The organism is Pseudomonas paraeruginosa, assembly GCF_003025345.2.
GTDB classification, from domain to species: domain Bacteria; phylum Pseudomonadota; class Gammaproteobacteria; order Pseudomonadales; family Pseudomonadaceae; genus Pseudomonas; species Pseudomonas paraeruginosa.
Genome location: NZ_CP020560.1, coordinates 3,893,212 through 3,916,985 on the forward strand (window position 1 = coordinate 3,893,212; position 23,774 = coordinate 3,916,985).

A 23,774-nucleotide genomic window follows, 5' to 3' on the forward strand; every position below is an offset into this window, starting at 1 on the left:
ACTCCGCCTTCGCCCGTGACGGGCGCCGACGCCCGCCCAGCAGGGCGATGCCGGTCAGCGAAGCGCCGCCGGCGAACAGCAGGGACAGGGACGCGATACAAACGGGGCACATGCTCCACCTCCGGCGCCGGGCGCCGTTCACTCCCACTCCTTGATCGGCCGCACCTCGACGCAGCCGAGCCGTCCCGGCGGGATCTTCGCGGCTATCTGCAACGCCTGGTTCAGGTCCCTGGCCTCGATCAGGTAGAAGCCGCCGAGTTGCTCCTTGGTCTCGGCGAACGGACCGTCGGTCATCGCCAGCTTGCCGCCCTGGTGACGCAGGGTGGTGGCGCTCTGTACCGACTGCAGGGCGTGCGAGGCGATGTAGTGGCCGGCCTTGCTCAACTGGTCGGTGTAGCTCATGCACTCGTCGACGATGGCGGCGACTTCCTCGGCCGGTACGGCGGCCAGCTTCGCTTCGTCGAAATAGATCAGGCAGAGGTATTTCATGGTGGGCTCCTGGTGCGGATCGACGATCCGTTCGTTCAGTAGTCGCCCGGCGCAAGCGCCTTTCGACAGGGGCGGGAAGAAAACCGCGCGGCGCGGACGAACGGTCGGCGCGGGCGCAGCACAAGCCTAGACCCGCCCGGGCCCCGCGGCGCGGGCCGTCGGTCAGGGCTGGCGCGGGGCGTAGGGATTCAGGAGGGGATCGCGCAGCGGGCTCTCGCGGGTCGGCCCGGCATCGTCCTGGCGAATGCGCAGGCGGCCGTTGCCGATCCGCAGGCCTTCCTCGGCGGCACGTGGCTTTTCCTCCTGCCGCCGCGCCGCGCCGCCCGGCAGCGCCGGCTCGACGATCTGCCGCTGCGGCTGCGGCGCGCGACCCATGGGAATCGGTTCGGTCGCTGGCGCGGCGGGCACCGCTGGCGGCAGGTCGTCCGGCAGCGGCTCCCCGGCGAATGCGGGCCAGGCCGGCACGGCCAGGACGGCGGCCAGCGACAGCACGGTGAGGCTGGACATGGCGTCCTCCTGGCAGCTCCCAGCGTTACACGATAACCGCCGATAGCGACGCTGCCACCCGCGCATGACCGACGGCATGACGCCCGGCAAGCCAGTCCGGGCCCTGTCGTTCCATTCACCGCATCGCTCGGAAAACCTATTAGAACAGCGCAAAAAAACCCTATCAAAGGTACAGCACTAGCCAGCAGGTACGGATATAACCTGAGACTAAAAGAGCAACCTCATGATTCCTCGTCGACAGGAGAATAAGCCGATCCCGAAACATGGCCAGCAGAAATGACCCTGTAAACATTCGACCATCCCGACAGGCACTCGCCTTAACCAACCTCCTTCCATTCAAAGTTCCACCCACATGTATGTAATGAGTGGAGTAGCCTATGACGTTATCGGATATCGAAAGAATTCAGGATATGAGTCGACACATGTCGGTGCATATTCCTATCGAACTGATCATTTCCTGGGAGCAGAGCGAAGAAGCCTGGAGCGTAAAGGACACCTGTCTGAACTTCGTCTACGTCAATCGACGCTACATGGAATTGATTACCCCGCAGTTCGGTCAGAAAAGCTCCCTGCTTTCGCCGTTCAGCAGCAACATCGAATTGCACGACAAGCTGGTGATCCAGACCGGCAAGCGCATAGAGGCGCTGGCGCTGCTCAGCGCCGAGGACCATCCCGCCCCCCGCTGTCTCTACTTCGAGCGGATGCCGCTGTACGACCGCCGGGCCAACCGCACCGGCGTGATCGCCCATGCCAAGTCGCTGACGTCCATCGCCCCGCGCGGCTTCATCGCCACCGATGGCATCGGCACCTTCACCTTCACGCAGCCCACGCCATTGTTCACCGCACGTGAGTGGGACGTGATCTACCTGATGCTCGCCGGCCTGTCGGAAAAGGAAATAGCCGAACAGATCAGTCGTTCCCTGAGCACCATAAAGTTTCACAAGAGCAACATCTTCCAGAAAGCCGATTGCACTTCCATCAGCGCCTTCAAGACCCTGGCGCGGCGCAACAAGTGGAACTTCTACATTCCTCCGGCCTTCGCCAGCGCCAAGTACGTCATCAACCACTGACACTCCTTGAAATCGACGGCAGGCAAACTTCCCTGATTGCCAGCGCCGTCCCGAGAGAATTCGAGAAAAAGGACAACGGCATGTATCGAAAAGAGTTTTCCATGGCTCCAGGCAACTTCCTTTCCTGCGACAATGTTGGCGAGCGGGAAGTGGCTGTGGAGGGCGGATATATCACTTTCAAAGGTACCAGCCACCCCTCGCCTCCCGCCTGGCCGGCATGTTCTGTGAGAATTTTCCTAAGAATTACCAGCCAGGATTCAAACGCCATATTCATCGATCAGAGATTTCCGAAGAAACCACCTCACGCGCAAACCCGGGAAGAAACCGGCTATTGCCAATCGCCCACTCGAACCCTTTCCCGCTCCACCTACAATGGTTATCCCATCAGGGTCATCCATAGCGACGAGTTCTTCCCTGCGACGCTTGCGTTTTTCTCGGGATACCTGAACCAGCATGCCTCGCCGCCGTCCCCCTCCGGACCGGCGGCGACGCCGCTGTCCGACTCGCCGGAGCCCTTGTCCGAGGAGCGCGAGCCACTCGCCCAGGCCTTCCATCAGGCGCTGCGCGCAGCCATGCAGCGACTGGCCGGACAGGACGGCCACCACTGGTTCTTCCAGCCCGCCGTAGCCGCCTCCCACGCCGCGGAGGAAGCGCCCGCGCGCCGACGCTGGCAGGATTTCAGCCGGGCACCCGGCAGTTGTTGCCAGTCGCTAGCCCTGCGAGTCGACCTGGGTTGTCCGGGACTCGATGCCCAGGGTCGCCCGGCCAGCTTCGGAGTCCCTGCGCAGGTGGTCTCGCGCTATCTGCGTCGCCATGGCATCACGCCGCTGTGCACCGGAGACTATCGCGTGCTGCTGTTCCTTCCCCGGGACGCCCAGCCGGAACATGCCCGTCCGCTGGTGGACAAGCTGCTGGAGTTCAAGCGCTGGCATGACGAAGATGCGCCGCTGAAACAGGTGATACCCGACCTGCTGGAGAGCTCGCCCCTCTACAACTACCTGGGACTGCGCGAACTCTGCGCAATGATCCACGAGGCCTCGCTCCGCCTGCGCCTCGCCGAGCTGGCCGCGGCCAGCGTCGGGACCGCCATCCGCGGCGCGGTCTCGCCGGCCGCGCTCTACGGCTACCTGGTCAACGGCGAGACCGAGTGGGTGGAACTGGCCGACCTTGGCGGACGCGTCGTCGTCAGCCTGATCGGCGCCGGCCCGGCCGACCCGCCCCTGCTGCTGCCGGGTGACCGCGTGCCCCTGGAACCGCGAGCGCTGGTCGACTATCTGCTGGCGCTGCGGACCTTCGGCGAACACTTCCCCGGCTTCGAGCCGCTGCTACAGGGGATCGAGGTGGACGCGCGCGGCCGCCATGTGGTTCGTTGCGTCAAGCCGGCCGCGCTCGCCCTGCGCTTGGCACCCTGAGCAAGGCCGCCATGTTCAGCGCAGCGCCTTGCTCAGTTGCCCGCGATGCTTGAGCTCCAGGCGGCGGACGAAGGCCTGGAGGATGCGCCGGTAGAGTTCGTCGCCGAGCTGGCCGTCCTCGATGCCGGCGTCGAGGTTCGGGTTGTCGTTGACCTCGATGACCAGCACCCTGTCGCCGGCCTGCTTCAGGTCCACCCCATAGAGGCCGTCGCCGATCCGCCCGGCCGCCTCCAGAGCCAGCTCCAGCACCGCCGGCGGCACCTGCTCCAGCGGTACGGCGCGGCACTCGCCGTTGACGTCCTGGCCGTCGGCCTTGTGGTTGTAGATCTGCCAGTGGCCGCGCGACATGAAGTACTGGCAGGCGTACAACGGCTGGCGGTCGAGCACACCGATGCGCCAGTCGTACTCGGTGTAGAAGAACTCCTGCGCCAGCAACAGGACCGAACGCTCGAACAGCTCGCTCGCCGCCGCCAGCAGTTCGCTGTCGTCGTTGACCTTGACCACCCCGCGGGAAAAGCAGCCATCGGGAATCTTCAGCACCAGTGGGAAGCCCAGGCGCCGGGCCACCCGCTGCCAGTCCTGCGGGCGTTCCTTGTAGAGGATCTCGGTGAGCGGCATGCCCAATTGCCGGCAGCCGAGCAGGTCGGCCAGGTAGACCTTGTTGGTGCAGCGCAGGATCGATGCCGGGTCGTCCATCACCACCAGGCCTTCGCGCTCGGCCTTCTCGGCGAAGCGATAGGTGTGGTGGTCGACCCGGGTGGTCTCGCGGATCAGCAGGGCGTCGAACTCGGCCAGGCGTGCGTAGTCCTTGCGTCCGATCAGTTCGACGTCGATGCCGAGGCTGGCGCCGACCCGCACGAAGTTGGCCAGCGCCTGCGGGTTGGACGGCGGCAGCGCTTCGTCGGGATCGTGCAGGATCGCCATGTCGTAGCGCGCCACCCGCCGCGAACGCGGCATGCGCCAGGCGCGCCGGCTGAAAGCGTCGAGGGCTCCGGCGAAGACATCCTCCTGGTCGCCACGCAGGCGGTTCAGCACGCCAGGACGCACTCCCTCGATATGCCAGCCCTGCTGGCGACGGAACTCCACCAGCAGGATCGGGCAGGGAAAGGCTTCGAACAACTGGCGGGCCAGGTCGGCCAGCGGCTCGAACTCGGTATGGCCGAAATACAGGGTCAGGGTGAAGCCGTCGGTGGCGCCATAGGGCGTGCGGCACAGCGCCTTGTCCAGGGCCTTGTCGAGGCCGCCCAGGGCCAGCCCGTACACCGACTTGCGAGCCAGTTCGCTGATGCAGCGCAGCGACGGGATCACCCGGTGGCCGCGGGCCTCGGCCAGCAGCGAACAGTAGTAGCCGAGGCCGAGGTACTTGTAGCCGCGGCACAGGTTGATCACCTGCACGCGGCGGCCGCCGTGGTCGCGCGCCGATTGCTCGAGGTATTCCTGGACGGTGAGGACTTCCTCGCTGGGCAGGTAGGAGGCCCAGTCCTCGCGTCGCTCGACGACGATCATCAGGCGGCTGCCGAGGTCGGCGAGAGCCGGCGGTCGGGGTTGCTCGACGGGGGTCATGGGGAGCGACCCGTCGAGGAAGGCTAGCGAGGCTGCTGACATGAGTGGCGGTATCCTCTGAATGACGGTACCTGCCGTTCTAGACCTCCCCGCACTTCCTGTCGCGCCTCGTTACGCAAGCTTTACGAGCGCCGCCGCCAGGCGCCGGCGTGGCAACCGGCCAGGGCCGCCGGGTGCCGTGCCAGGCGTGCCGAGGAGTGTTTTTACGCTGGCGTTGCGCGCTCCTCAGGCCAGGCTGTCGAGCACCCCGCCATCGACCCGCAGGGCCGCGCCGGTGGTCGCCGAGGCCTGGGTCGAGCAGGTGTAGACCACCAGGTTGGCGACTTCCTCGGGCGTCGCCAGGCGCTGGATGATCGAACTGGAGCGGTGCTGCCGAACAAAGGCGGTGCCGGCCTCTTCTATGCTCTGCCCGGCCTTGCGCGCATCCTCGCGGAGCATCTCGGCGACGCCTTCGGTGAGGGTCGGCCCGGGCAGCACCGCGTTCACCGTCACCCCGCTGCCGGCCAGGCGCTTGGCCAGGCCGCGCGACACCGAGAGGTTGGCGGTCTTGCTGAAGCCGTAGTGGATCATGTCCGCCGGGATGTTCAACGCCGACTCCGAAGACAGGAACACCACTCGTCCCCAACCGCGCTCGACCATTCCCGGGACGTAGGCGCGGGCCAGGCGCACCCCGGACATCACGTTGACCTCGAAGAAGCGGCTCCACTCGGCGTCCTCGATGTCGAAGAAGTCCTTCAGCTCGAAGATGCCCAGATTGTTGACCAGGATGTCCGCCTTCGGCTCGGCGGCGACGAAGGCCGCGCAGCCCTCCGCCGTACCCAGGTCGCCGGCGACGCCGCGGACCCTGGCATCCGGCTGGCCGTCCCGGATCGCCGCGATCGCACGGTCCACCGCCGCCTGGCTGCGGCCGTTGACCACCACGGTGGCGCCAGCGGCGGCGAGCCCGGTTGCGATGGCGAAGCCGATGCCGGCGGTGGAACCGCTGACGATCGCCAGTTTGTCGCTCAGATCGATCTGCATGGGAGTCTCCTGTCGAATGGCGAACCGCTCGGGAACGCGGCTCGGGGAACAGACGACAGCCTAGACCAGCCAGCGTTCCGCGCCCGCCTCAGAGACGCAGGCCGACGTTGATCATCGCCGCCGAATTGCCCAGCAGCACCAGCTCGCTGCCCAGCGCGCCGAAGCGCATCCCTACCGAGGGAATGATCACCGGCGCCACGCCAAAGCGGTTCAGCGGGATCTTGTCGCGGTATTCGCCGCGATAGCCCTGCAACAGGCCGCCGGTGACCTTCAGGTAGACCGGGTGGCTGTCACTGTCGAAACGCTTGCCCAGGTAGGCGTAGTTGGAGCGCTGGCGGAAGGAGTTGCGGAAGGTGGCGCCGCCGGCCAGCACACCATCGGCGCGGTTGTATTCGAGGCCGAGCAGGTCCTGATGGTTGTTGTGCTCCGGGTCCGGGTTGAAATGCCGCGTATAGACGCTTGTCTGCAAGTACCAGAACTCGCCGTCGGCGGCCCAGGCAGGTGCGGCGAGCACGGCCAGCAGGCTCAGGATGGGAAAGCGCATGTGGGCTCCAGGGACCGTCGCCAGGGAAGGAAGGCAAGACGTGACGGCTTGCGCCTCGCAGCGTGGAGTGTGCTGAACCCGGCCTGAATCGGGACTGAATGAAGCCTGAACAGTTTCTGAACGAACCGTCAGAAAACCCTGAAAAGGCTCAAGAACGGCCTTCGGCAAAACGTTCGGAAAACCGAACGCCATGCCCCGAAAATATTCGGAAGAGCGGACGGAAGGCCATTTCGGGGCATTTTCATCCAAATTTAATTTCTTTTATCTTCAACAAGTTAGGCTAAAAACAGCCGGATTTCATAAGCTGGCATGCATCCTGCCACTACACTGTTCGGCAAGCACGATACTCTCGTGGCTTCCCCTGCCGGGGAAAACCGCGAAACACCCTGTCCCGGAGAGGCCAGGCGCTCGCGGCTCAATAAAAATCAAAACAAGTCGAGGAAGAAATTCATGCGTATCGCTCCCAGTCTGCTGAGCACCGCCATCGTGGCCGCTCTGTTGTCCGCTCCGGTCGTCGCTGACGAGCTCACCGGCACGCTGAAGAAGATCAAGGACACCGGCACCATCACCCTCGGTCACCGTGACGCTTCGATTCCCTTCTCCTACCTCGGCGTCGAACCGGGCAAACCGATCGGCTATTCCCACGACCTGCAACTGAAAGTGGTCGAGGCGGTGAAGAAGGAACTCAACCTCCCCGACCTGAAGGTCCGCTACAACCTGGTCACTTCGCAGACCCGCATCCCGCTGGTGCAGAACGGCACCGTGGACATCGAGTGCGGCTCCACCACCAACAACGAAGAGCGCCAGAAGCAGGTCGACTTCTCCGTCGGCATCTTCGAGGTCGGCACCCGCCTGCTGTCGAAGAAGACCGCCAACATCAAGGACTTCGACGACCTCAAGGGCAAGAACGTGGTGACCACCGCCGGCACCACCTCCGAGCGCCTGCTCAAGGCCATGAACGCGGACAAGAAGATGGGCATGAACATCATCTCCGCCAAGGACCACGGCGAGTCCTTCATGATGCTCGAGTCCGGCCGCGCGGTGGCCTTCATGATGGACGACGCGCTGCTCTACGGCGAAATGGCCAAGGCCAAGAAGCCGGACGACTGGGTCGTCGGCGGCACCCCGCAGTCCTTCGAGATCTACGGCTGCATGGTGCGCAAGGGCGACGCGGCGTTCAAGAAGGTGGTCGACAAGGCCATCACCGACACCTACGCCTCCGGCGAGGTCAACAAGATCTACGACAAGTGGTTCACCCAGCCGATCCCGCCGAAGGGCCTGAACCTCAACTTCCCCATGAGCGACGAGCTGAAGAAGCTGATCGCCAATCCGACCGACAAGGCCGCCGAGCAGATGTAACGAGCGCCTGGCGTTCCTCCAAGAGCGCCAGCGCTTCGCGCGTCGCCCCCGCTTCGCGGCGGGGCCTCGGGGACGCGGGAGGGGCTCGCCCCTCCCCAGCCGTCTCCCCCGGAAGTACCGCGCCGCGGGCCGCCAGGCCCTGCCGGCGCCGTCCTTCCTCGCCAGTGTCTGCAACCGATTGAACCGAGGGGAAACCCCAACATGAATTACAACTGGGACTGGGGCGTGTTCTTCAAGTCCACCGGGATCGGCAGCGAAACCTACCTCGACTGGTACATCGCCGGTCTGGGCTGGACCATCGCCATCGCCCTGGTCGGCTGGATCATCGCCCTGGCGCTGGGCTCGCTGCTCGGCGTCATGCGCACCGTGCCGAACCGCCTGGTATCGGGCATCGCCACCGCCTACGTGGAACTCTTCCGCAACGTGCCGCTGCTGGTGCAGCTGTTCATCTGGTACTTCCTGGTGCCCGACCTGCTGCCCGAGGGCCTGCAGACCTGGTTCAAGCAGGACCTCAACCCGACCACCTCGGCCTACCTGAGCGTGGTCATCTGCCTCGGCCTGTTCACCGCCGCGCGAGTCTGTGAGCAGGTGCGCACCGGCATCCAGGCATTGCCCTACGGACAGACCTCGGCGGCCCGCGCGATGGGCTTCCGCCTGCCGCAGATCTACCGCCACGTGCTGCTGCCCCAGGCCTTCCGGATCATCATCCCGCCGCTGACCTCGGAGTTCCTCAACATCTTCAAGAACTCCTCGGTGGCCTCGCTGATCGGCCTGATGGAACTGCTCGCGCAGACCAAGCAGACCGCCGAGTTCTCCGCCAACCTGTTCGAGGCCTTCACCCTGGCCACGCTGATCTACTTCACGCTGAACATGAGCCTGATGCTGATCATGCGCCTGGTGGAGAGAAAGGTCGCCGTACCGGGCCTGATCTCCGTAGGAGGTAAATGATGGACTTCAGTGGAATCGTTCCCGCCCTGCCGAGCCTCTGGGAAGGCATGCTGATGACCCTCAAGCTGATGGTCCTCGGCGTCCTCGGCGGCGTCGCGCTGGGTACCGTGCTGGCGCTGATGCGGCTGTCGAGCAGCAAGCTGCTGTCGAACATCGCCGGCTTCTACGTCAACTACTTCCGCTCGATCCCGCTGCTGCTGGTGATCACCTGGTTCTACTTCGCGGTGCCTTTCATCCTGCGCTGGATCACCGGCGAGGACACCCCGGTGGGGGCGTTCACCTCCTGCCTGGTGGCCTTCATGATGTTCGAGGCGGCCTATTACTGCGAGATCGTCCGCGCCGGCATCCAGGCCATCCCGAAAGGCCAGATGGGCGCCGCCCAGGCACTGGGCATGACCTACGGGCAGACCATGCGCCTGGTGATCCTGCCGCAGGCGTTCCGCAAGATGACCCCGCTGCTGCTGCAACAGAGCATCATCCTGTTCCAGGACACCTCGCTGGTCTATACCGTCGGCCTGATGGACTTCCTCAATTCGGCCCGTTCACGCGGCGACATCATCGGCCAGGCCAACGAGTTCCTGATTTTCGCCGGCCTGGTCTACTTCGTCGTAAGCTTCACCGCCTCGTTCGCCGTCAAACGTCTGCAGAAAAGGTTAACCGTATGATTTCCATCAAGAATGTCAGCAAGTGGTATGGCGACTTCCAGGTCCTGACCGACTGCTCCACCGAGGTTGCGAAAGGCGAAGTGGTGGTGGTCTGCGGGCCGTCGGGCTCGGGCAAGTCGACCCTGATCAAGTGCGTCAACGCACTGGAACCCTTCCAGAAGGGCGACATCGTCGTCGACGGCACCTCCATCGCCGATCCGAAGACCAACCTGCCCAAGCTGCGCTCGCGGGTCGGCATGGTGTTCCAGCATTTCGAGCTGTTTCCCCACCTGAGCATCACCGAGAACCTGACCATCGCGCAGATCAAGGTACTCGGCCGCAGCAAGGAAGAAGCCACCAGGAAGGGCCTGGCCCTGCTCGAGCGCGTCGGTCTCAAGGAGCACGCGCACAAGCACCCCGGCCAGCTCTCCGGCGGCCAGCAGCAGCGCGTGGCGATCGCCCGCGCGCTGGCGATGGACCCGGTGGTGATGCTGTTCGACGAGCCGACCTCGGCGCTCGACCCGGAAATGGTCAACGAGGTGCTCGACGTGATGGTCCAGCTGGCCCAGGAAGGCATGACCATGATGTGCGTGACCCACGAGATGGGCTTCGCGCGCAAGGTCGCCAACCGGGTGATCTTCATGGACCGCGGGCAGATCGTGGAAGACTGCGAGAAGGAGGAGTTCTTCGGCGACGTCAGCGCCCGCTCCGAACGCGCCCAGCAGTTCCTCGCCAAGATCCTCCCGCACTGATGTACCCGCCCTCGCCGGCCCGCCCGGCGGGGGCCTGCTCTACCCTCGCCTGCGATAACAATAAATAGGGAAAGCCCATGCAACCTGTGCTCTTCAGAACCCTGTCCCTCGGCGTCGCCATCGCCGCCGCATCCTCCTCGGCCTTCGCCACCACGCTCGACGGCGGCGCCGTCGCCGCGCCCGACGAGTACGGCGCCAAGGTCGCCGCGCAGATCCTCGAGGCCGGCGGCAACGCGGTGGACGCCGCTGTGGCCACCGCCTTCACCCTGGCGGTCACCTACCCCGAGGCCGGCAACATCGGCGGCGGCGGCTTCATGACCCTGTACATGGACGGCAAGCCGTACTTCCTCGACTACCGCGAGGTGGCGCCGAAGGCCGCGAGCAAGACCATGTACCTGGACGACAAGGGCGAGGTGATCGAGAACCTCAGCCTGGTCGGCGCCAAGGCCGCCGGCGTGCCGGGCACCGTGATGGGCCTCTGGGAAGCCCACAAGCGGTTCGGCAAGCTGCCCTGGAGCGAGCTGCTGACCCCGGCCATCGGCTACGCGCAAAAGGGCTTCAAGGTCGCCGACAAGCAGTTCCAGTACCGCCAGGACGCCGTCGCCCTGTTCAACGGCAAGACCAACTTCGGCGACTACTTCGGCCACATGAAGGCCGGCGAGGCGTTCCTCCAGCCGGACCTGGCGAAGACCCTGGAGCGCATCGCCGACAAGGGCCCGGACGAGTTCTACAAGGGCCATACCGCCGACCTGCTGGTGGCGCAGATGCAGCAGGACAAGGGACTGATCACCCACCAGGACCTCGCCGACTACAAGGTCAGGTGGCGCGAACCGATGCGCGTCGACTGGCAGGGCAACACGCTCTATACCGCACCGCTGCCAAGCTCCGGCGGGATCGCCCTGGCCCAGTTGCTGGGCATCAAGGAAAACCGCGCCGCCGACTTCAAGGGCGTCGAGCTGAACTCCGCGCGCTACATCCACCTGCTGGCGGAGATCGAGAAACGCGTGTTCGCCGACCGTGCCGACTACCTCGGCGACCCGGACTTCGCCAAGGTCCCGGTGGCGCGCCTGACCGACCCGGCGTACCTGAAACAGCGTGCCGCCGAGGTCAATCCGGCGGCGATCTCGCCGACCGAGAAGGTCCGTCCCGGCCTGGAACCGCACCAGACCACGCACTTCTCCATCGTCGACGCCGACGGCAACGCGGTGAGCAACACCTACACCCTCAACTGGGACTTCGGCAGCGGCGTGGTGGTCAAGGGCGCCGGCTTCCTGCTCAACGACGAGATGGACGACTTCAGCGCCAAGCCGGGCGTGGCCAACGCCTTCGGCGTGGTCGGCAGCGACGCCAACGCCATCGAGCCGGGCAAGCGCATGCTTTCCTCGATGAGCCCGAGCATCGTCACCCGCGACGGCAAGGTCAGCCTGGTGCTCGGCACTCCCGGCGGTTCGCGGATATTCACCTCGATCTTCCAGGTGCTGAACAACATCTACGACTTCCATCTGCCGCTGGAGAAGGCCGTCGCCGCGCAGCGCGTGCACCACCAGTTGCTGCCCAAGGACACGATCTACTACGACGCCTACGCGCCGCTCACCGGCAAGGTCGCCGAGGAACTGAAGGCGATGGGCTACACCCTGGAGGACCAGGGCTGGAACATGGGTGACATCCAGGCCATCCGCGTCGACGGCAAGGCCGTGGAGACCGCTTCCGACCCCCGAGGCCGCGGCGTCGGCCTGGTGGTGAAACCCTGACAGGACGGCGGGCGGTCGAGGCCGCCCGCGCCTGATTGCGTGCAACGACGATAACCCTACCAACCTACCGACACGAGATATCGCCATGAAGCCATTGCTCCACGCGTTCGCACCCGGTGTTATGGCCCTGATGCTCCTGCTGCCGCAGGCCGCCCAGGCCAAGGAAGTCGCACCGCAACAGAAACTGTCCAACGTGGTCATCCTGGCCACCGGCGGCACCATCGCCGGCGCCGGCGCCAGCGCCGCCAACAGCGCCACCTACACCGCCGCCAAGGTGCCGGTCGACCAGTTGCTGGCCAGCGTGCCGCAGCTCAAGGACATCGCCAACGTGCGCGGCGAACAGGTGTTCCAGATCGCCTCGGAGAGCTTCACCAACGAGAACCTGCTGGAACTGGGCAAGACCGTCGCCAAGCTGGCCGACCGCGACGACGTCGACGGCATCGTGATTACCCATGGCACCGACACCCTGGAAGAGACCGCCTACTTCCTGACCCTGGTCGAGCACACCGAGAAGCCCATCGTGGTGGTCGGCTCGATGCGCCCGGGCACCGCGATGTCCGCCGACGGCATGCTCAACCTGTACAACGCCGTGGCGGTGGCCGGCGACAAGTCGGCGCGCGGCAAGGGCGTGCTGATCACCATGAACGACGAGATTCTATCCGGTCGCGACGCGAGCAAGATGGTCAACATCAAGACCGAAGCGTTCAAGAGCCCGTGGGGCCCGCTGGGCATGGTGGTCGAAGGCAAGAGCTACTGGTTCCGCGCGCCGGTCAAGCGACATACGGTGAACTCGGAGTTCGACATCAAGCAGATTTCCGCGCTGGCTCCGGTGGAAATCGCCTACAGCTACGGCAACGTCAGCGACACCGCCTACAAGGCCCTGGCCCAGGCCGGCGCCAAGGCGATCATCCATGCCGGCACCGGCAACGGCTCGGTACCCGCGCGCGTGGTGCCGGCCCTGCAGGAACTGCGCAAGCAGGGCGTGCAGATCATCCGCTCCTCGCACGTCAACGCCGGCGGCTTCGTCCTGCGCAACGCCGAGCAGCCGGATGACAAGAACGACTGGATCGTCGCCCACGACCTGAACCCGCAGAAAGCCCGGATCCTGGCCGCGGTCGCGATGACCAAGACCCAGGACAGCAAGGAACTGCAGCGGATCTTCTGGGAATACTGAGTGAATCCTTCTGGCGCCGCCCACCGGCCGCGCCGGAAAACCGCCCGCTCCGCCGCCAGCCCGGGCGGCGGGCTGGCCTAGCCGCGACGACTGTGATGGAATCCCCCGATCCGCCCTGCCGCGTACCGCCGTCACTCGCCGTGAAACCCCGCCTCGTCCGCCAGTTGCTGCTGCCCATCCCCCTCCTCCTGCTGATGCTCGCCTTCGGCTACGGCGGCTACCGGATCAGCGAAAACGCCGGCATCCGCACCCTCGCCGAGAACGGCGAACGCCAGCTGGAACTGCATGCGCGCACGGTGGAGAGCGAGATCAGCAAGTACACCTACCTGCCCAGCCTGCTGGAGCTGGAGCGCAGCGTCAGCCAGTTGCTGACCGACCCGACGCCGTACCGGCGGAACATGGTCAACACCTACCTTGAAGGCCTCAACCGCCGCGCCGGCAGCCGCGCGGTATACCTGCTGGATACCAATGGCCGGGTGCTGGCCACCAGCAACTGGAGCGACCCGGACAGCTACCTCGGCGAGGACCTGTCGTTCCGCGCCTACTGGCAGGATGCGATGAAGGGCAAGCCAGGCCGCTTCTACGGCATCGGCAGCACTCGTGGCGAGCCGGGCTATTACCTGGCCCACGGCCTGGTCCACGGCGGCCGGATCATCGGCGTGGCGGTGGTCAAGGTGAAGATGGACGCCCTCGAGGAACGCTGGGAGAAGGCGCGTCTGGAAGCCTTCGTCAGCGACGAGAACGGCATCATCATCCTCTCCAGCAACCCTGCCCTGCGCCTGAAGGCGGTGCGCTCCCTGAGCCCCGACGACAAGGAGCGCCTGGCGCGCAGCATGCAGTACTACTGGTGGGCGTTGAACGAATGGCAGCCGCTGGAGCGCGAGCCGCTGGCCGCCGGGGTCGAGCGGCTGAGCTTCGCCGCCGACGCGCAGCACCCGCGCGGCGAGGCGATCAGCTATCTGGCACAGACCCGCGCGCTGAACGACACGCCGTGGAACCTGACCCTGCTCAGCCCGCTGGAGGACCTGCGCCGCGATGCCGTGCGCAACGGCATGCTGGCCGCCATCGGCTTCGCCCTGCTGGCATTCCTGCTGATCGCCTGGAACGAGCGACGCAAGGTGCTGGCCACCCGCCTCGCCGCGCGCGAGGCGCTGCAACGGGCCAACGGCGAACTGGAAGTGAAGATCGCCGAACGCACCGCCGACCTGCAGGCCAGCAACGAACGCCTGACCGCCGAGATCCACGAGCGCCAGCAGGCCGAGGACACCCTGCGCAAGGCCCAGGACGAACTGGTCCAGGCCGGCAAGCTGGCGGTGATCGGGCAGATGTCCACCAGCATCGCCCACGAACTCAACCAGCCGCTGGCGGCGCTGCGCACGCTGTCCGGCAACACCGTACGCTTCCTCCAGCGCGGCAAGCTGGAGACCGCCAGCACCAACCTGGCCACCATCAACGAGCTGGTCGACCGCATGGGCCGCATCACCGCCAGCCTGCGCGCCTTCGCCCGGCGCAGCGACGACGCCGGCCAGGCCAGCCTGGCCAAGGCGGTGGACGCCGCGCTGCTGATCCTCCATGGCCGCCTGGAACAGGACCCGCCGCTGCTGCACCGGCACTTCGAGGACGTCTGCCTGGGCATCGACCAGACCCGCCTGGAGCAGATCCTGGTCAACCTGCTGGCCAACGCCCTCGACGCCATGCGCGACCAGGCCGATCGCCAGCTCTGGCTGGAAGGCCGGCGCGAAGACGAACGCTACATCCTGCGCGTGCGCGACAACGGTCCCGGCATCCCGCCGGCGGCGCGCGTGCACCTGTTCGAACCCTTCTTCACCACCAAGCCCGGCGAACACGGCCTGGGTCTCGGCCTGACCCTTTCGGCCAGCCTGGCCACCGCCGCCGGCGGCAGCCTCAGCGTGCAACACCCCGAAAGCGGCGGAACCGCCTTCGAGCTGAGCCTGACCCTGGTTCCCGATTCCCCGACCGCGAGTCCCGCCCGATGAACGAGCCGCTTTCCGTCCTGATCGTCGAAGACGATCCGCATGTCCTGCTCGGCTGCCAGCAGGCGCTGGAGCTGGAAGACATTCCCTGCATCGGCGTGGGCAGCGCCGAGGAGGCCCTGCTGCGGGTCGACCGCGACTTCGCCGGGATCGTCGTCAGCGACATCCGCCTGCCCGGCATCGACGGCCTGACCCTGCTGGAACGCCTCAAGACCCTCGATCCGAGCCTGCCGGTGGTGCTGATCACCGGCCACGGCGACATCTCCATGGCGGTGCAGGCGATGCATGCCGGCGCCTACGATTTCATGGAAAAACCCTTCTCCCCGGAACGCCTGGTCGAGGTCGCCCGCCGCGCCCTGGAGCAGCGCGGGCTGGCCCGCGAGGTCAGCGCGTTGCGCCGCCAGCTGGCCGGGAGGCAGGACCTGGCGCAACGGATCATCGGCCGTTCGCCGGCGATCCAGGCGCTGCGCGAGCTGATCGCCAACGTCGGCGACACCTCGGCCAACGTGCTGATCCTCGGCGAGACCGGCACCGGCAAGGAGCTGGTCGCACGCTGCCTGCACGACTACAGCCGGCGCCACCAGCATGCCTTCGTCGCGCTGAACTGCGGCGGCCTGCCGGAGAACCTGTTCGACAGCGAGATCTTCGGCCACGAGGCGCACGCCTTCACCGGCGCCAACAAGCGGCGGATCGGCAAGATCGAGCACGCCAATGGCGGCACGCTGTTCCTCGACGAGATCGAGAGCATGCCGGTCAACCTGCAGATCAAGCTGCTGCGGGTGCTGCAGGAACACACCCTGGAACGCCTCGGTTCGAACCAGTCGATCCCGGTGGACTGCCGGGTGATCGCGGCGACCAAGGCCGACCTCGCCGCCATGGGCAAGAGCGGCCAGTTCCGCAGCGACCTCTATTACCGGCTCAACGTGGTGACCCTGGAACTGCCGGCGTTGCGCGAGCGCCGCGAGGACATCCTGCTGCTCTTCGAACACTTCCTCCAGCAGTCCTCGCTGCGCTTCGACCGCCCCGCGCCGGAACTCGACCGGGCCACGCTGGCCAGCCTGATGGCCCACGACTGGCCGGGCAACGTGCGCGAGTTGCGCAACGTCGCCGAACGCTTCGCCCTCGGCCTGCCGGTATTCAACAAGGGCGGCCAGGCCGTGCAGACCGGCGGCCCGCGCTTCGCCGAGGCGGTGGAGGCGTTCGAGAAGGCCCTGCTCGGCGACGCCCTGGCCCGCCACGACGGCAACCTGACCCAGGCCAGCCAGGACCTGGGCATGGCCAAGACCACCCTGTTCGACAAGGTGAAGAAGTACGGCCTGCAATAGGCCGGAGCGCCCTCTTCGCCCTGCCCGCCTGGCGCAGGGCGCAATGCTTCATCCGACATTTCTCACCCGCCTGCGATTCCGCTCGGCGGATAACGCCAGGGGCGTTATTCGCCCTAAGCGCCGGTGTGGGGAACGCGCTATCCGGGCATTCGTGAATTGAACTCAAGTGTCATTTTCACCGGCAGCGGTTTTTCGCACGAATCGTTCCGCCAATAATGCGCCCACCTTCTTCCATCGCGCCGCGCCACGGCCGGCCTCACGAGCGAGATCGCCAGCATGCTGTTCAGCCCCTACACCCTTGGCCACCTGACCACCCCCAACCGCATCGTCATGCCGCCGATGACCCGTTCACGCGCTGCCAGCGGCGAAGTCGCCACCGCGCTGATGGCCGAGTACTACCGCCAGCGCGCCAGCGCCGGCCTGATCATTTCCGAAGGCACCCAGATCAGCCGGCAGGGCCAGGGCTACGCCTGGACGCCGGGCATCCACAGCGCCGAACAGGTCGCCGGCTGGCGCCAGGTCACCGAGGCCGTGCACGCCGCCGGCGGACGCATCTTCGCCCAGCTCTGGCATGTCGGCCGGGTCTCGCACACCTCGCTGCAACCGGGCAACGCCGCCCCGGTATCCTCCTCGGCGCTGGTGGCCGAGGGTGTGAAGGTCTTCGTCGACCCCCAGGGTCGCGGCCCGCAGGCCGGCGGCGGCGAGATGGTCCAGCATTCGACGCCGCGCGCGCTGAGCGTGGCGGAAATCAAGGGTATCGTCGCCGACTACGCCCAGGCCGCGCGCAACGCCCTCGACGCCGGCTTCGACGGGGTCGAGCTGCACGGCGCCAATGGCTACCTGATCAACCAGTTCATCGACTCCCGGGCCAACGATCGCGGCGACGAATACGGCGGCTCGCTGGAAAACCGCCTGCGCTTTCTCCGCGAGGTCGCCGAGGCGGTCACCGCTGTGGTCGGCCGGGAACGCATCGGCGTGCGCCTGGCGCCGCTGACCACCTTGCAGGGCGCGGTCGACGACACTCCGCAGGCCACCTACCTGGCCGCCGCGCGGCTGCTGGACGAGATCGGCGTGGCCTACATCCACATCGCCGAGGCCGACTGGGAAGACGCCCCGGCGATGCCGGCGGCGTTCAAGGAAGCGCTGCGCATCGTCTACCGTGGCAGCCTGATCTACTCCGGGATGTACACCAGGGCGCGCGCCGAGGAAGCGCTGGCCAGGGGCTGGGCCGACCTGGTCGGCTTCGGCCGGCCGTTCATCGCCAATCCCGACCTCCCCTACCGCCTGGAACACGACCTGCCGCTGGCCAGCGGCGACCGGTCGACCTACTTCGGAGGCGGAGCGGCCGGCTACACCGATTACCCGTTCCTGTCAAAGACGGCCGGTTGAAATCCACGCCGAGCGGGCCGCGAAGCTGTGACCGCTCGGCGAAACATGCCGCCACAAGCTCGTCTTTGGTCGACTAGAAGCCTCGCCTGGCGCGGCCTAGACTCAATTCGCCAGATATTCATTATTAATAGGCCTGATTTCATGGACGGGGGGACCACCGATAGCATTGAGGAAAATTCCGAGGAATCCGTCATGAGCAAGTCCCTGATCGTCCCCCTGGCCGCCTGCCTGATCGTCCTGGCCGGCTGCACCAGCCCGCCACGCAGCGCCGAACGCCCCTACAGCGACGCCGAAATCAAGTCCTACGCTCTCGACACCCTGGAGCGCAGCAACCTCTCGCCGAAGCGCCTCGACCAGTACCGCAGCGTGCTTGGCACGCCGCACCGGCAGACCCTCTAGCGCCTTCAGGCCGGCCGACGCCAGACGCTGGCCAGCCAGGGCTGCTGCTCGCGCGGCAGGCCCGCCGGCCGGTAGTAGTGCTCCAGCTCGACGAAACCGGCGTCCTCCAGCAGGCGTTTCCAGGCCGGGTAGTCGTGGTAGGCGCCATAGCGCTGGCCGTTCCAGCCTTCGCGGTTTTCGCCGCGGGGATTGGAGCTGAACAGCACGCCGCCGGGCCGGAGCGTGGCGAACAGTTCGCCGAGCACGCGCGGCAGCGCGCCGCCCGGTACATGGAACAGGCTGGCGTTGGCGAAGATGCCGTCGAAGTGCCCGGCCGGCAGCTGCAGCGCCAGGAAATTCTGCTGCCAGACCTCGCAATCGCTGTCGGCCCTGGCCATCTCGACGAAGCGCGGCGTGCCCTCGAGGCCGACCGGCAGGTGGCCGAGGCGCTTGAAGGTGCGCAGATCGCGACCCGGACCGCAGCCGAAATCGAGGATCCGGTACGGCGGCGGGCCGTCGATATGGCGCAGCAGCGCCTCGACGTTCTGGCTCACGTCGTGGTCGCGGGTTCCTTCGCGGAAGCCTTCGGCGTTGCGCTGGTAGTCGGCCAGGGTGGTGCTGGTGATCTCGCGGAAATCGTCGGTGCTCATGGCGGCTCGCAGTGGCGGGAACCCGCCCAGTCTAGCGCCGGCGCGGGATCCGTCTAAGGTTTTGTAATAGTTTCCCGCTGTGGCGGTGGCCCGCGACACAGTAGGATCGACCTCCCTTTGACTTCCAATGGCCATCATGACCGCCCTTTCGGAGCCTCCCAGTCGTCCTCGCGGACAGCCCTCCCCGCTTCACCTCCTTTTCCTGCGCCCGGCATCGCCGGCCGATGCCGGACAGCTCGCCTCGACTCTCCCCCACTTCGCCGGCCGCCCCAGCCGGGCCGCGAGGTAAGCGCGCATGGAATGGATAGCCGACCCCACCGCCTGGCTCGGCCTGGCGACCCTGATCGTGCTGGAGATCGTCCTCGGCATCGATAACCTGGTGTTCATCGCCATCCTCGCCGACAAGCTGCCGCCGCACCTGCGCGACCGCGCCCGGGTCCTCGGCCTGTCGCTGGCGCTGCTGATGCGCCTGGGCCTGCTGGCGAGCATCTCGTGGATGGTGACCCTCACCGAACCGCTGCTCGAGGTGTTCGGCAAGAGCTTCTCCGGCCGCGACCTGATCATGCTGTTCGGCGGCGTGTTCCTGCTGTTCAAGGCCACCATGGAGCTGCACGAACGCCTCGAGGGCCACGTCGCCCAGCACGCCGGCAACAGGACCTACGCGCTGTTCTGGCCGATCGTCGCGCAGATCGTCGTGCTCGACGCGGTGTTCTCGCTCGACGCGGTGATCACCGCGGTGGGCATGGTCGAGCACCTGGAAGTGATGATGATCGCGGTGATCGTCTCCATCGGCCTGATGATCGTCGCCAGCAAGCCGCTGACCCGCTTCGTCAACCGCCACCCGACGGTGATCATGCTGTGCCTGGGCTTCCTGATGATGATCGGCTTCAGCCTGACCGCCGAGGGCCTGGGCTTCCACATCCCGAAAGGCTACCTGTACGCGGCCATCGGCTTCTCGATCCTCATCGAGGTGTTCAACCAGGTCGCCCGCAAGCGCCGCAAGAAGAGCCTGCAGGGCCACCGCCCGCTGCGCGCGCGCACCGCCCACGCGGTGCTGCGCCTGCTCGGCGGCCAGCGCCTGGAGGCCGACGAGGTTGGCGAGGAGGTCGCCGACCTGTTCGAGGAAGGCGACGACCAGGTGGTCTTCGACCGCCGCGAACGGGTGATGATCAGCGGTGTGCTGCAATTGGCCGAAAAGCCCATCCGCAGCCTGATGACGGTGCGCGCCGAGGTCGACTGCATCGACCTGGACAGCGGTCGCGAGGCGATCCGCGCGACGCTGCTCGAGTCGTCCTACTCGCGCCTGCCGCTGGTCCGCGACGGCCGGGTGGAGGAGCCGCTGGGCTACGTGCACAAGAAGGAATTGCTCAAGGAACTGCTCGCCGGCGCCCAGCCGGACCTGGAAAGCCTGGCCCGCCAGCCGCTCAACCTGCTGCAGGACTGCTCGATCCTCAACGCCCTGGAGCAGATGCGCGAGGCCTCGACCCACGTGGCCTTCGTGGTCAACGAGTTCGGCGAATTCATCGGCCTGCTGACGCTGACCGACATCCTCGAGTCAATCGCCGGCGAACTGCCGGACGCCAGCGAGGTAGACGGCCCGGACGTGGTCGAGGACGCCGGCGGCTACCTGGTCAGCGGCGCCATGAACCTCAGCCAGGTGCGTCGCCACGTCGGTTTCGAGGCGCGCGCCACCGAGGACTACCAGACCCTCGCCGGGCTGGTGATGAGCCTGCTCGACCGCCTGCCGGCCATCGGCGACCGCCTGCAATGGCAGGACTGGGAACTGCGCGTGATGGAGGTGGAGGAACGCCGCGTGACCCGGGTCCTGCTGCGCAGGACCTGAGCCGATGCGGCGGCCGGCAAACCGGCCGCCGCGCCCGCTTCAGAGACAGGCGCCTTCGTCGCGCCAGACCTTGCCGCTGCCCTCGCCGCCGGTGAACGCCGGATCGCCGGGCTGCTGGCCGCGGCTCCACCAGCGCGCCGCGTACTGGCGGCCGCCGTACGTGACCCGGTCGCCGCCGACGTAGGCCGTCGAAGCGTTCCAGGACCTGCCGCAGGACGCTCCCGGCTGTTCCGCCGCGACCCGCACCACGTGATCCTGGCGCACGCTGTGGCTGCCGTTGCCGAGGGTCAGGCTGAAGGTATAGCGACTGTCCTGCGGCGCCTTCGGCGCGACGAAGCTCAGGCGCGCACCGTCGGCTTCGAACGCCAGCGCCGGCGACACGCTCCACTGGTAGCTCAACTCAAGGCCGTTCGGATCGCTCGACCCGGAAGCGTCCAGAACCACCCGCTCGCCCGCCGCGACATCGGTCTTGCCACTGATCTGCGCCAGCGGCGGCGGCACTTCGCCCTGCTGACAGGGACCGTCGTCGCGCCAGACCTTGCCGCTGCCATCGCCACCGGTGAAGTTCGGGTTACCCGGCTCCTGGCCCTGGGTCCACCAGCGCGCATAGTACTGGCGCCCCCCGTGCTGCACCATGTCACCGGACAGATAGGCCTTGTTGCGCACCCAGGCAGGACGGCAACTGGCATCCTGAGCAGCCTTGACCTTCACCTCGTGGTCGCGGGTCACGCGCTGCTTGCCGTTGTCCAGGGTCAGGGTGAAGCGATAGGTCGTGTCCTGCGCCAGGCTCGGCGCGACGAAGCTCAGGCGCGGGCCGTCCAGTTCCATGTCCAGCGCCGGCGATACCGACCAGGCATAGCTCAGCGCGGCGCCCTGGGGATCCGAAGAGGCGGAGGCGTCGAGCACCACCCGCTCGCCGGCCTCGGCTTCGGCCTTGCCGTCGATCTGCGCCAGCGGCGGCAGGTTGCTTTCCTTCGGCTTGAGCACCTGCATCTTCAGCTTGTTGTCCGCGGCGAAGCTGCCGTCGGCCACTTCGACCCAGCCGCCATAAGGATTGTCGCTGGCGTAAAGCCTGTAGCCCTTGATGTTGCCGACCTGACTGTTGTCCTGCCGTGGCAGGTAACGCAGGTGCGAGAAACGGCTGTCCCGGCCCAGGTCGATGATCATCTCGTGGGGAAAGCCGGCGCCCGCCGCGCTAGCCCAGAAGGTCTTCGGGTCACCGTCGATGGCGTTGGCCGCCGCGCCCCTGGCGCCCTCGGCGCTGCTCACCGAGTGGATCCGCCAGTTGCGCGGATCGAGCAGGCGGCTGCGCGAGTCGGCCAGCTGGATCTCGGCGGCGCTGGCGCCGCCCTTGCCGCTCGCCTCGGACTCCACCACCAGGCGCAGGTAGCGGGCCTCGACGCTGTCGCTGTCGACGGCGAAGGCATGGCCGTCGAGGATCAGGTCGTCGATGTCGGCATTGTTGCCTTTCACCGAGACGTACCAGCGGCCGCCAGCCTCTTCGTCGACGCCGAGCGCGGCCACCACGCCCTCGCGCGAACGGTGGTCGAAGTCGGTTTCGCTCGGCCGGCCGTCACGCTTGAGGTAGATCGCGGTCCTGCCGGTCGGTTCGTGGCGCGGCCCCGAGGTGATGCCGAAGGCCAGGCGCCGGGTACCGGCGGGGACATCGACGACGAAGTGCTTCCAGCTGTCCGCCCTGGCCAGGCTGAAACCTTCGTGCAGGACGTGGGTCGCCCGCTCGTCGTCGACCGGCACCACCGAGGGAGCGTAGGCGGAGATCTTCGCCGCGTTGTTGCGCCATACCTGCGCCATGTTGGCGGTCAGGGCGTCGCCGATGGGCACACCCTGGTTGTCCTTCAGCTCGGGATTGGAGTAGTAGCCCAGCTGGTTGCCGCACATGATGGTGCCGATCCGTCCGTTGTTGTAGCCGAAGTTGAAACCCTGGCCGGTCGGGCAGTGGCTGCCGCCGATGTTGTGGCCCAGCTCGTGGCGGAACACGGTGGGGCCGTCGGCCGCGTTCACCGAGTAGCGCCCGTTGGTGTAGGCCCAGCCGGCCGCGCTGTTCTGCCCGGGGCCGGTGCCGCGGCCGGTGAAGAACGCCGCGACCAGGTCCGGACTGTACTGGCGCATGCCCTCGGCGAAGAGGTTCTTCAGGTCGGCCAGGGTATCGGTATTGACCCGGTGGTCGTCGTCGATCACCTGGGTGCCGACCAGACGTACGCGCACGCCCTTGACCCTGGAGTTGTCCAGCGCCTGGTTGACCGAGGCGACCTGCGCCAGGGCGTAGGCCTCGTGGTCGCCGACATAGGCCACGGACAGCCTGGAGAAACCGGCCAGCACGTCGATCAGCAGGTCGCCGGCGGCGTTGCGCTGGGCCTGGTAGCGCAGCGCGCCGTTGCGCGACTCGATCGTCGTCGCAAGCGGCGCGTCGGGCTCTTCCAGATAGTCGATCTGCTCGTGGGCGGCGCCACGTTGCGCCGGGAACAGGGTAAGGGTCTGCTGGCCGTCGGCAGCACCGCGGATCATCGCGTTGCGCTCGGGCAGCAGGGCGACGAAGCTGCCGTCGTCGCGCAGGGCCATCACGATATCGCCGGCGGCCTGCCGGGCCTGGCCCTCCAGGGCGCCGGCCAGCAGGGTGAAGCCCGGATAGCCGCTATCGTCCTGCACGCGCAGGGAACGGATCGACACCCCCGCCTCCTGGCGCAGGCGCTCGGTGCCGGGCGACACGGCGCTGCGCGACAGCGCGCCGCCACGGACGGCCTGGACGTCGATGAAGCGTCCACCGAAGGTGACTTCCTGCTGGCTCGGCATGGCGTCCCGGGCGGCCTGCCCGGCCAGCGCCGGGGCCATCTGCGGCAACAGGACGCTGGCACCGAGGGCGGCGCACCAGAGACGGGTACTACGGGTGAAGCGATGGGTGGAGGGGCACGACATGGCAATTCCTTCAACTGCACGCCAGTGC

Annotated in this window: 20 protein-coding genes; 13 read left to right on the plus strand and 7 right to left on the minus strand. The window is 66.8% G+C overall.

Features of this window, described 5'->3' with window-relative positions; genetic code table 11:
• Positions 1-138: 138 nt before the first annotated feature.
• On the minus strand, positions 139-489 hold the full coding sequence (locus B7D75_RS18405; protein WP_003158104.1) for a YciI family protein: 351 nt from the start codon (positions 487-489) through the stop codon (positions 139-141).
• Between the two features lie 162 nt (positions 490-651).
• The gene (locus tag B7D75_RS18410) at positions 652-996 is read right to left on the minus strand and encodes a hypothetical protein (protein ID WP_107114300.1); all 345 of its coding nucleotides are present in this window, start codon (positions 994-996) and stop codon (positions 652-654) included.
• 422 nt (positions 997-1,418) lie between these two features.
• Between B7D75_RS18410 and B7D75_RS18415 the strand changes: the two genes are divergently transcribed.
• Together B7D75_RS18415 and B7D75_RS18420 are read left to right on the plus strand one after the other, a co-directional pair.
• Entirely contained in the window at positions 1,419-2,066 is a 648-nt protein-coding gene (locus B7D75_RS18415; protein WP_003154826.1) for a helix-turn-helix transcriptional regulator, read from the plus strand.
• A gap of 515 nt (positions 2,067-2,581) precedes the next feature.
• Entirely contained in the window at positions 2,582-3,478 is an 897-nt protein-coding gene (locus B7D75_RS18420; protein ID WP_107114301.1) for an Orn/Lys/Arg family decarboxylase, read from the plus strand.
• Positions 3,479-3,493: 15 nt separating this feature from the next.
• Here B7D75_RS18420 and B7D75_RS18425 read toward each other — a convergent pair whose 3' ends face one another.
• The 3 genes from B7D75_RS18425 to pagP form a co-directional block, all read right to left on the minus strand.
• A complete protein-coding gene (locus B7D75_RS18425) occupies positions 3,494-5,083 on the minus strand; it encodes a RimK family protein (RefSeq protein ID WP_107114302.1) in 1,590 nt (529 codons plus the stop codon).
• A 183-nt stretch (positions 5,084-5,266) separates the two neighbouring features.
• Complete coding sequence (locus B7D75_RS18430) at positions 5,267-6,061, minus strand: SDR family NAD(P)-dependent oxidoreductase (RefSeq protein ID WP_033998927.1); 795 nt, start codon at positions 6,059-6,061, stop codon at positions 5,267-5,269.
• An 88-nt stretch (positions 6,062-6,149) separates the two neighbouring features.
• Positions 6,150-6,605, minus strand: a complete 456-nt coding sequence (gene pagP, locus B7D75_RS18435; protein ID WP_003157970.1) for a palmitoyltransferase PagP — start codon at positions 6,603-6,605, stop codon at positions 6,150-6,152.
• 450 nt (positions 6,606-7,055) lie between these two features.
• Here pagP and B7D75_RS18440 point away from each other — a divergent pair, with 450 nt between their 5' ends.
• The 10 genes from B7D75_RS18440 (at position 7,056) to B7D75_RS18485 (ending at position 18,340) form a co-directional block, all read left to right on the plus strand.
• Complete coding sequence (locus B7D75_RS18440; RefSeq protein ID WP_003157969.1) at positions 7,056-7,964, plus strand: glutamate/aspartate ABC transporter substrate-binding protein; 909 nt, start codon at positions 7,056-7,058, stop codon at positions 7,962-7,964.
• Positions 7,965-8,165: 201 nt separating this feature from the next.
• Positions 8,166-8,912: an amino acid ABC transporter permease gene (locus tag B7D75_RS18445; RefSeq protein WP_034079960.1), complete on the plus strand. Its 747-nt coding sequence runs from the start codon at positions 8,166-8,168 to the stop codon at positions 8,910-8,912.
• Positions 8,909-9,577, plus strand: a complete 669-nt coding sequence (locus B7D75_RS18450; RefSeq protein WP_012076541.1) for an amino acid ABC transporter permease — start codon at positions 8,909-8,911, stop codon at positions 9,575-9,577. The genes B7D75_RS18445 and B7D75_RS18450 overlap by 4 nt, the downstream gene beginning before the upstream one ends.
• Positions 9,574-10,308 carry an amino acid ABC transporter ATP-binding protein gene (locus B7D75_RS18455; protein WP_003157966.1) on the plus strand — a complete coding sequence of 245 codons (735 nt, stop codon included), beginning with the start codon at positions 9,574-9,576 and terminating at the stop codon, positions 10,306-10,308. The genes B7D75_RS18450 and B7D75_RS18455 overlap by 4 nt, the downstream gene beginning before the upstream one ends.
• Positions 10,309-10,385: 77 nt before the next feature.
• Positions 10,386-12,059, plus strand: a complete 1,674-nt coding sequence (gene ggt, locus B7D75_RS18460) for a gamma-glutamyltransferase (protein ID WP_107114303.1) — start codon at positions 10,386-10,388, stop codon at positions 12,057-12,059.
• An 85-nt stretch (positions 12,060-12,144) separates the two neighbouring features.
• The gene (locus B7D75_RS18465; RefSeq protein WP_033998925.1) at positions 12,145-13,233 is read left to right on the plus strand and encodes an asparaginase; all 1,089 of its coding nucleotides are present in this window, start codon (positions 12,145-12,147) and stop codon (positions 13,231-13,233) included.
• A gap of 95 nt (positions 13,234-13,328) precedes the next feature.
• Complete coding sequence (locus B7D75_RS18470; RefSeq protein ID WP_041025377.1) at positions 13,329-15,230, plus strand: sensor histidine kinase; 1,902 nt, start codon at positions 13,329-13,331, stop codon at positions 15,228-15,230.
• Positions 15,227-16,552, plus strand: a complete 1,326-nt coding sequence (aauR, locus tag B7D75_RS18475; protein ID WP_012076545.1) for a two-component response regulator AauR — start codon at positions 15,227-15,229, stop codon at positions 16,550-16,552. The genes B7D75_RS18470 and aauR overlap by 4 nt, the downstream gene beginning before the upstream one ends.
• A 276-nt stretch (positions 16,553-16,828) precedes the next feature.
• On the plus strand, positions 16,829-17,941 hold the full coding sequence (locus B7D75_RS18480; RefSeq protein ID WP_034079962.1) for an alkene reductase: 1,113 nt from the start codon (positions 16,829-16,831) through the stop codon (positions 17,939-17,941).
• A gap of 192 nt (positions 17,942-18,133) precedes the next feature.
• Positions 18,134-18,340, plus strand: a complete 207-nt coding sequence (locus tag B7D75_RS18485; protein WP_052151067.1) for a hypothetical protein — start codon at positions 18,134-18,136, stop codon at positions 18,338-18,340.
• Between the two features lie 5 nt (positions 18,341-18,345).
• Here the strand turns inward: B7D75_RS18485 and B7D75_RS18490 are convergent, their stop codons facing one another.
• Positions 18,346-18,969, minus strand: coding sequence for a class I SAM-dependent methyltransferase (locus tag B7D75_RS18490; RefSeq protein WP_034079963.1), 624 nt, complete (start codon positions 18,967-18,969; stop codon positions 18,346-18,348).
• Positions 18,970-19,264: 295 nt separating this feature from the next.
• On the opposite strand from B7D75_RS18490, the gene B7D75_RS18495 reads away from it, so the two are divergent.
• Positions 19,265-20,812, plus strand: coding sequence for a TerC family protein (locus B7D75_RS18495; RefSeq protein WP_012076551.1), 1,548 nt, complete (start codon positions 19,265-19,267; stop codon positions 20,810-20,812).
• Positions 20,813-20,851: 39 nt separating this feature from the next.
• On the opposite strand, the gene B7D75_RS18500 is transcribed toward B7D75_RS18495, so the two are convergent.
• The gene (locus B7D75_RS18500; RefSeq protein WP_107114304.1) at positions 20,852-23,746 is read right to left on the minus strand and encodes a discoidin domain-containing protein; all 2,895 of its coding nucleotides are present in this window, start codon (positions 23,744-23,746) and stop codon (positions 20,852-20,854) included.
• Positions 23,747-23,774 lie beyond the last annotated feature (28 nt).

Coding starts and splice junctions, on each gene's coding strand:
- B7D75_RS18405 (WP_003158104.1), bottom strand. CDS start 489: ATGAAATACCTCTGCCTGATCTATTTCGACGAAGCGAAGCTGGCCGCC.
- B7D75_RS18410 (WP_107114300.1), bottom strand. CDS start 996: ATGTCCAGCCTCACCGTGCTGTCGCTGGCCGCCGTCCTGGCCGTGCCG.
- B7D75_RS18415 (WP_003154826.1), top strand. CDS start 1,419: ATGTCGGTGCATATTCCTATCGAACTGATCATTTCCTGGGAGCAGAGC.
- B7D75_RS18425 (WP_107114302.1), bottom strand. CDS start 5,083: ATGTCAGCAGCCTCGCTAGCCTTCCTCGACGGGTCGCTCCCCATGACC.
- B7D75_RS18430 (WP_033998927.1), bottom strand. CDS start 6,061: ATGCAGATCGATCTGAGCGACAAACTGGCGATCGTCAGCGGTTCCACC.
- pagP (WP_003157970.1), bottom strand. CDS start 6,605: ATGCGCTTTCCCATCCTGAGCCTGCTGGCCGTGCTCGCCGCACCTGCC.
- B7D75_RS18440 (WP_003157969.1), top strand. CDS start 7,056: ATGCGTATCGCTCCCAGTCTGCTGAGCACCGCCATCGTGGCCGCTCTG.
- B7D75_RS18445 (WP_034079960.1), top strand. CDS start 8,166: ATGAATTACAACTGGGACTGGGGCGTGTTCTTCAAGTCCACCGGGATC.
- B7D75_RS18450 (WP_012076541.1), top strand. CDS start 8,909: ATGATGGACTTCAGTGGAATCGTTCCCGCCCTGCCGAGCCTCTGGGAA.
- B7D75_RS18455 (WP_003157966.1), top strand. CDS start 9,574: ATGATTTCCATCAAGAATGTCAGCAAGTGGTATGGCGACTTCCAGGTC.
- ggt (WP_107114303.1), top strand. CDS start 10,386: ATGCAACCTGTGCTCTTCAGAACCCTGTCCCTCGGCGTCGCCATCGCC.
- B7D75_RS18465 (WP_033998925.1), top strand. CDS start 12,145: ATGAAGCCATTGCTCCACGCGTTCGCACCCGGTGTTATGGCCCTGATG.
- B7D75_RS18470 (WP_041025377.1), top strand. CDS start 13,329: ATGGAATCCCCCGATCCGCCCTGCCGCGTACCGCCGTCACTCGCCGTG.
- aauR (WP_012076545.1), top strand. CDS start 15,227: ATGAACGAGCCGCTTTCCGTCCTGATCGTCGAAGACGATCCGCATGTC.
- B7D75_RS18480 (WP_034079962.1), top strand. CDS start 16,829: ATGCTGTTCAGCCCCTACACCCTTGGCCACCTGACCACCCCCAACCGC.
- B7D75_RS18485 (WP_052151067.1), top strand. CDS start 18,134: ATGAGCAAGTCCCTGATCGTCCCCCTGGCCGCCTGCCTGATCGTCCTG.
- B7D75_RS18490 (WP_034079963.1), bottom strand. CDS start 18,969: ATGAGCACCGACGATTTCCGCGAGATCACCAGCACCACCCTGGCCGAC.
- B7D75_RS18495 (WP_012076551.1), top strand. CDS start 19,265: ATGGAATGGATAGCCGACCCCACCGCCTGGCTCGGCCTGGCGACCCTG.
- B7D75_RS18500 (WP_107114304.1), bottom strand. CDS start 23,746: ATGTCGTGCCCCTCCACCCATCGCTTCACCCGTAGTACCCGTCTCTGG.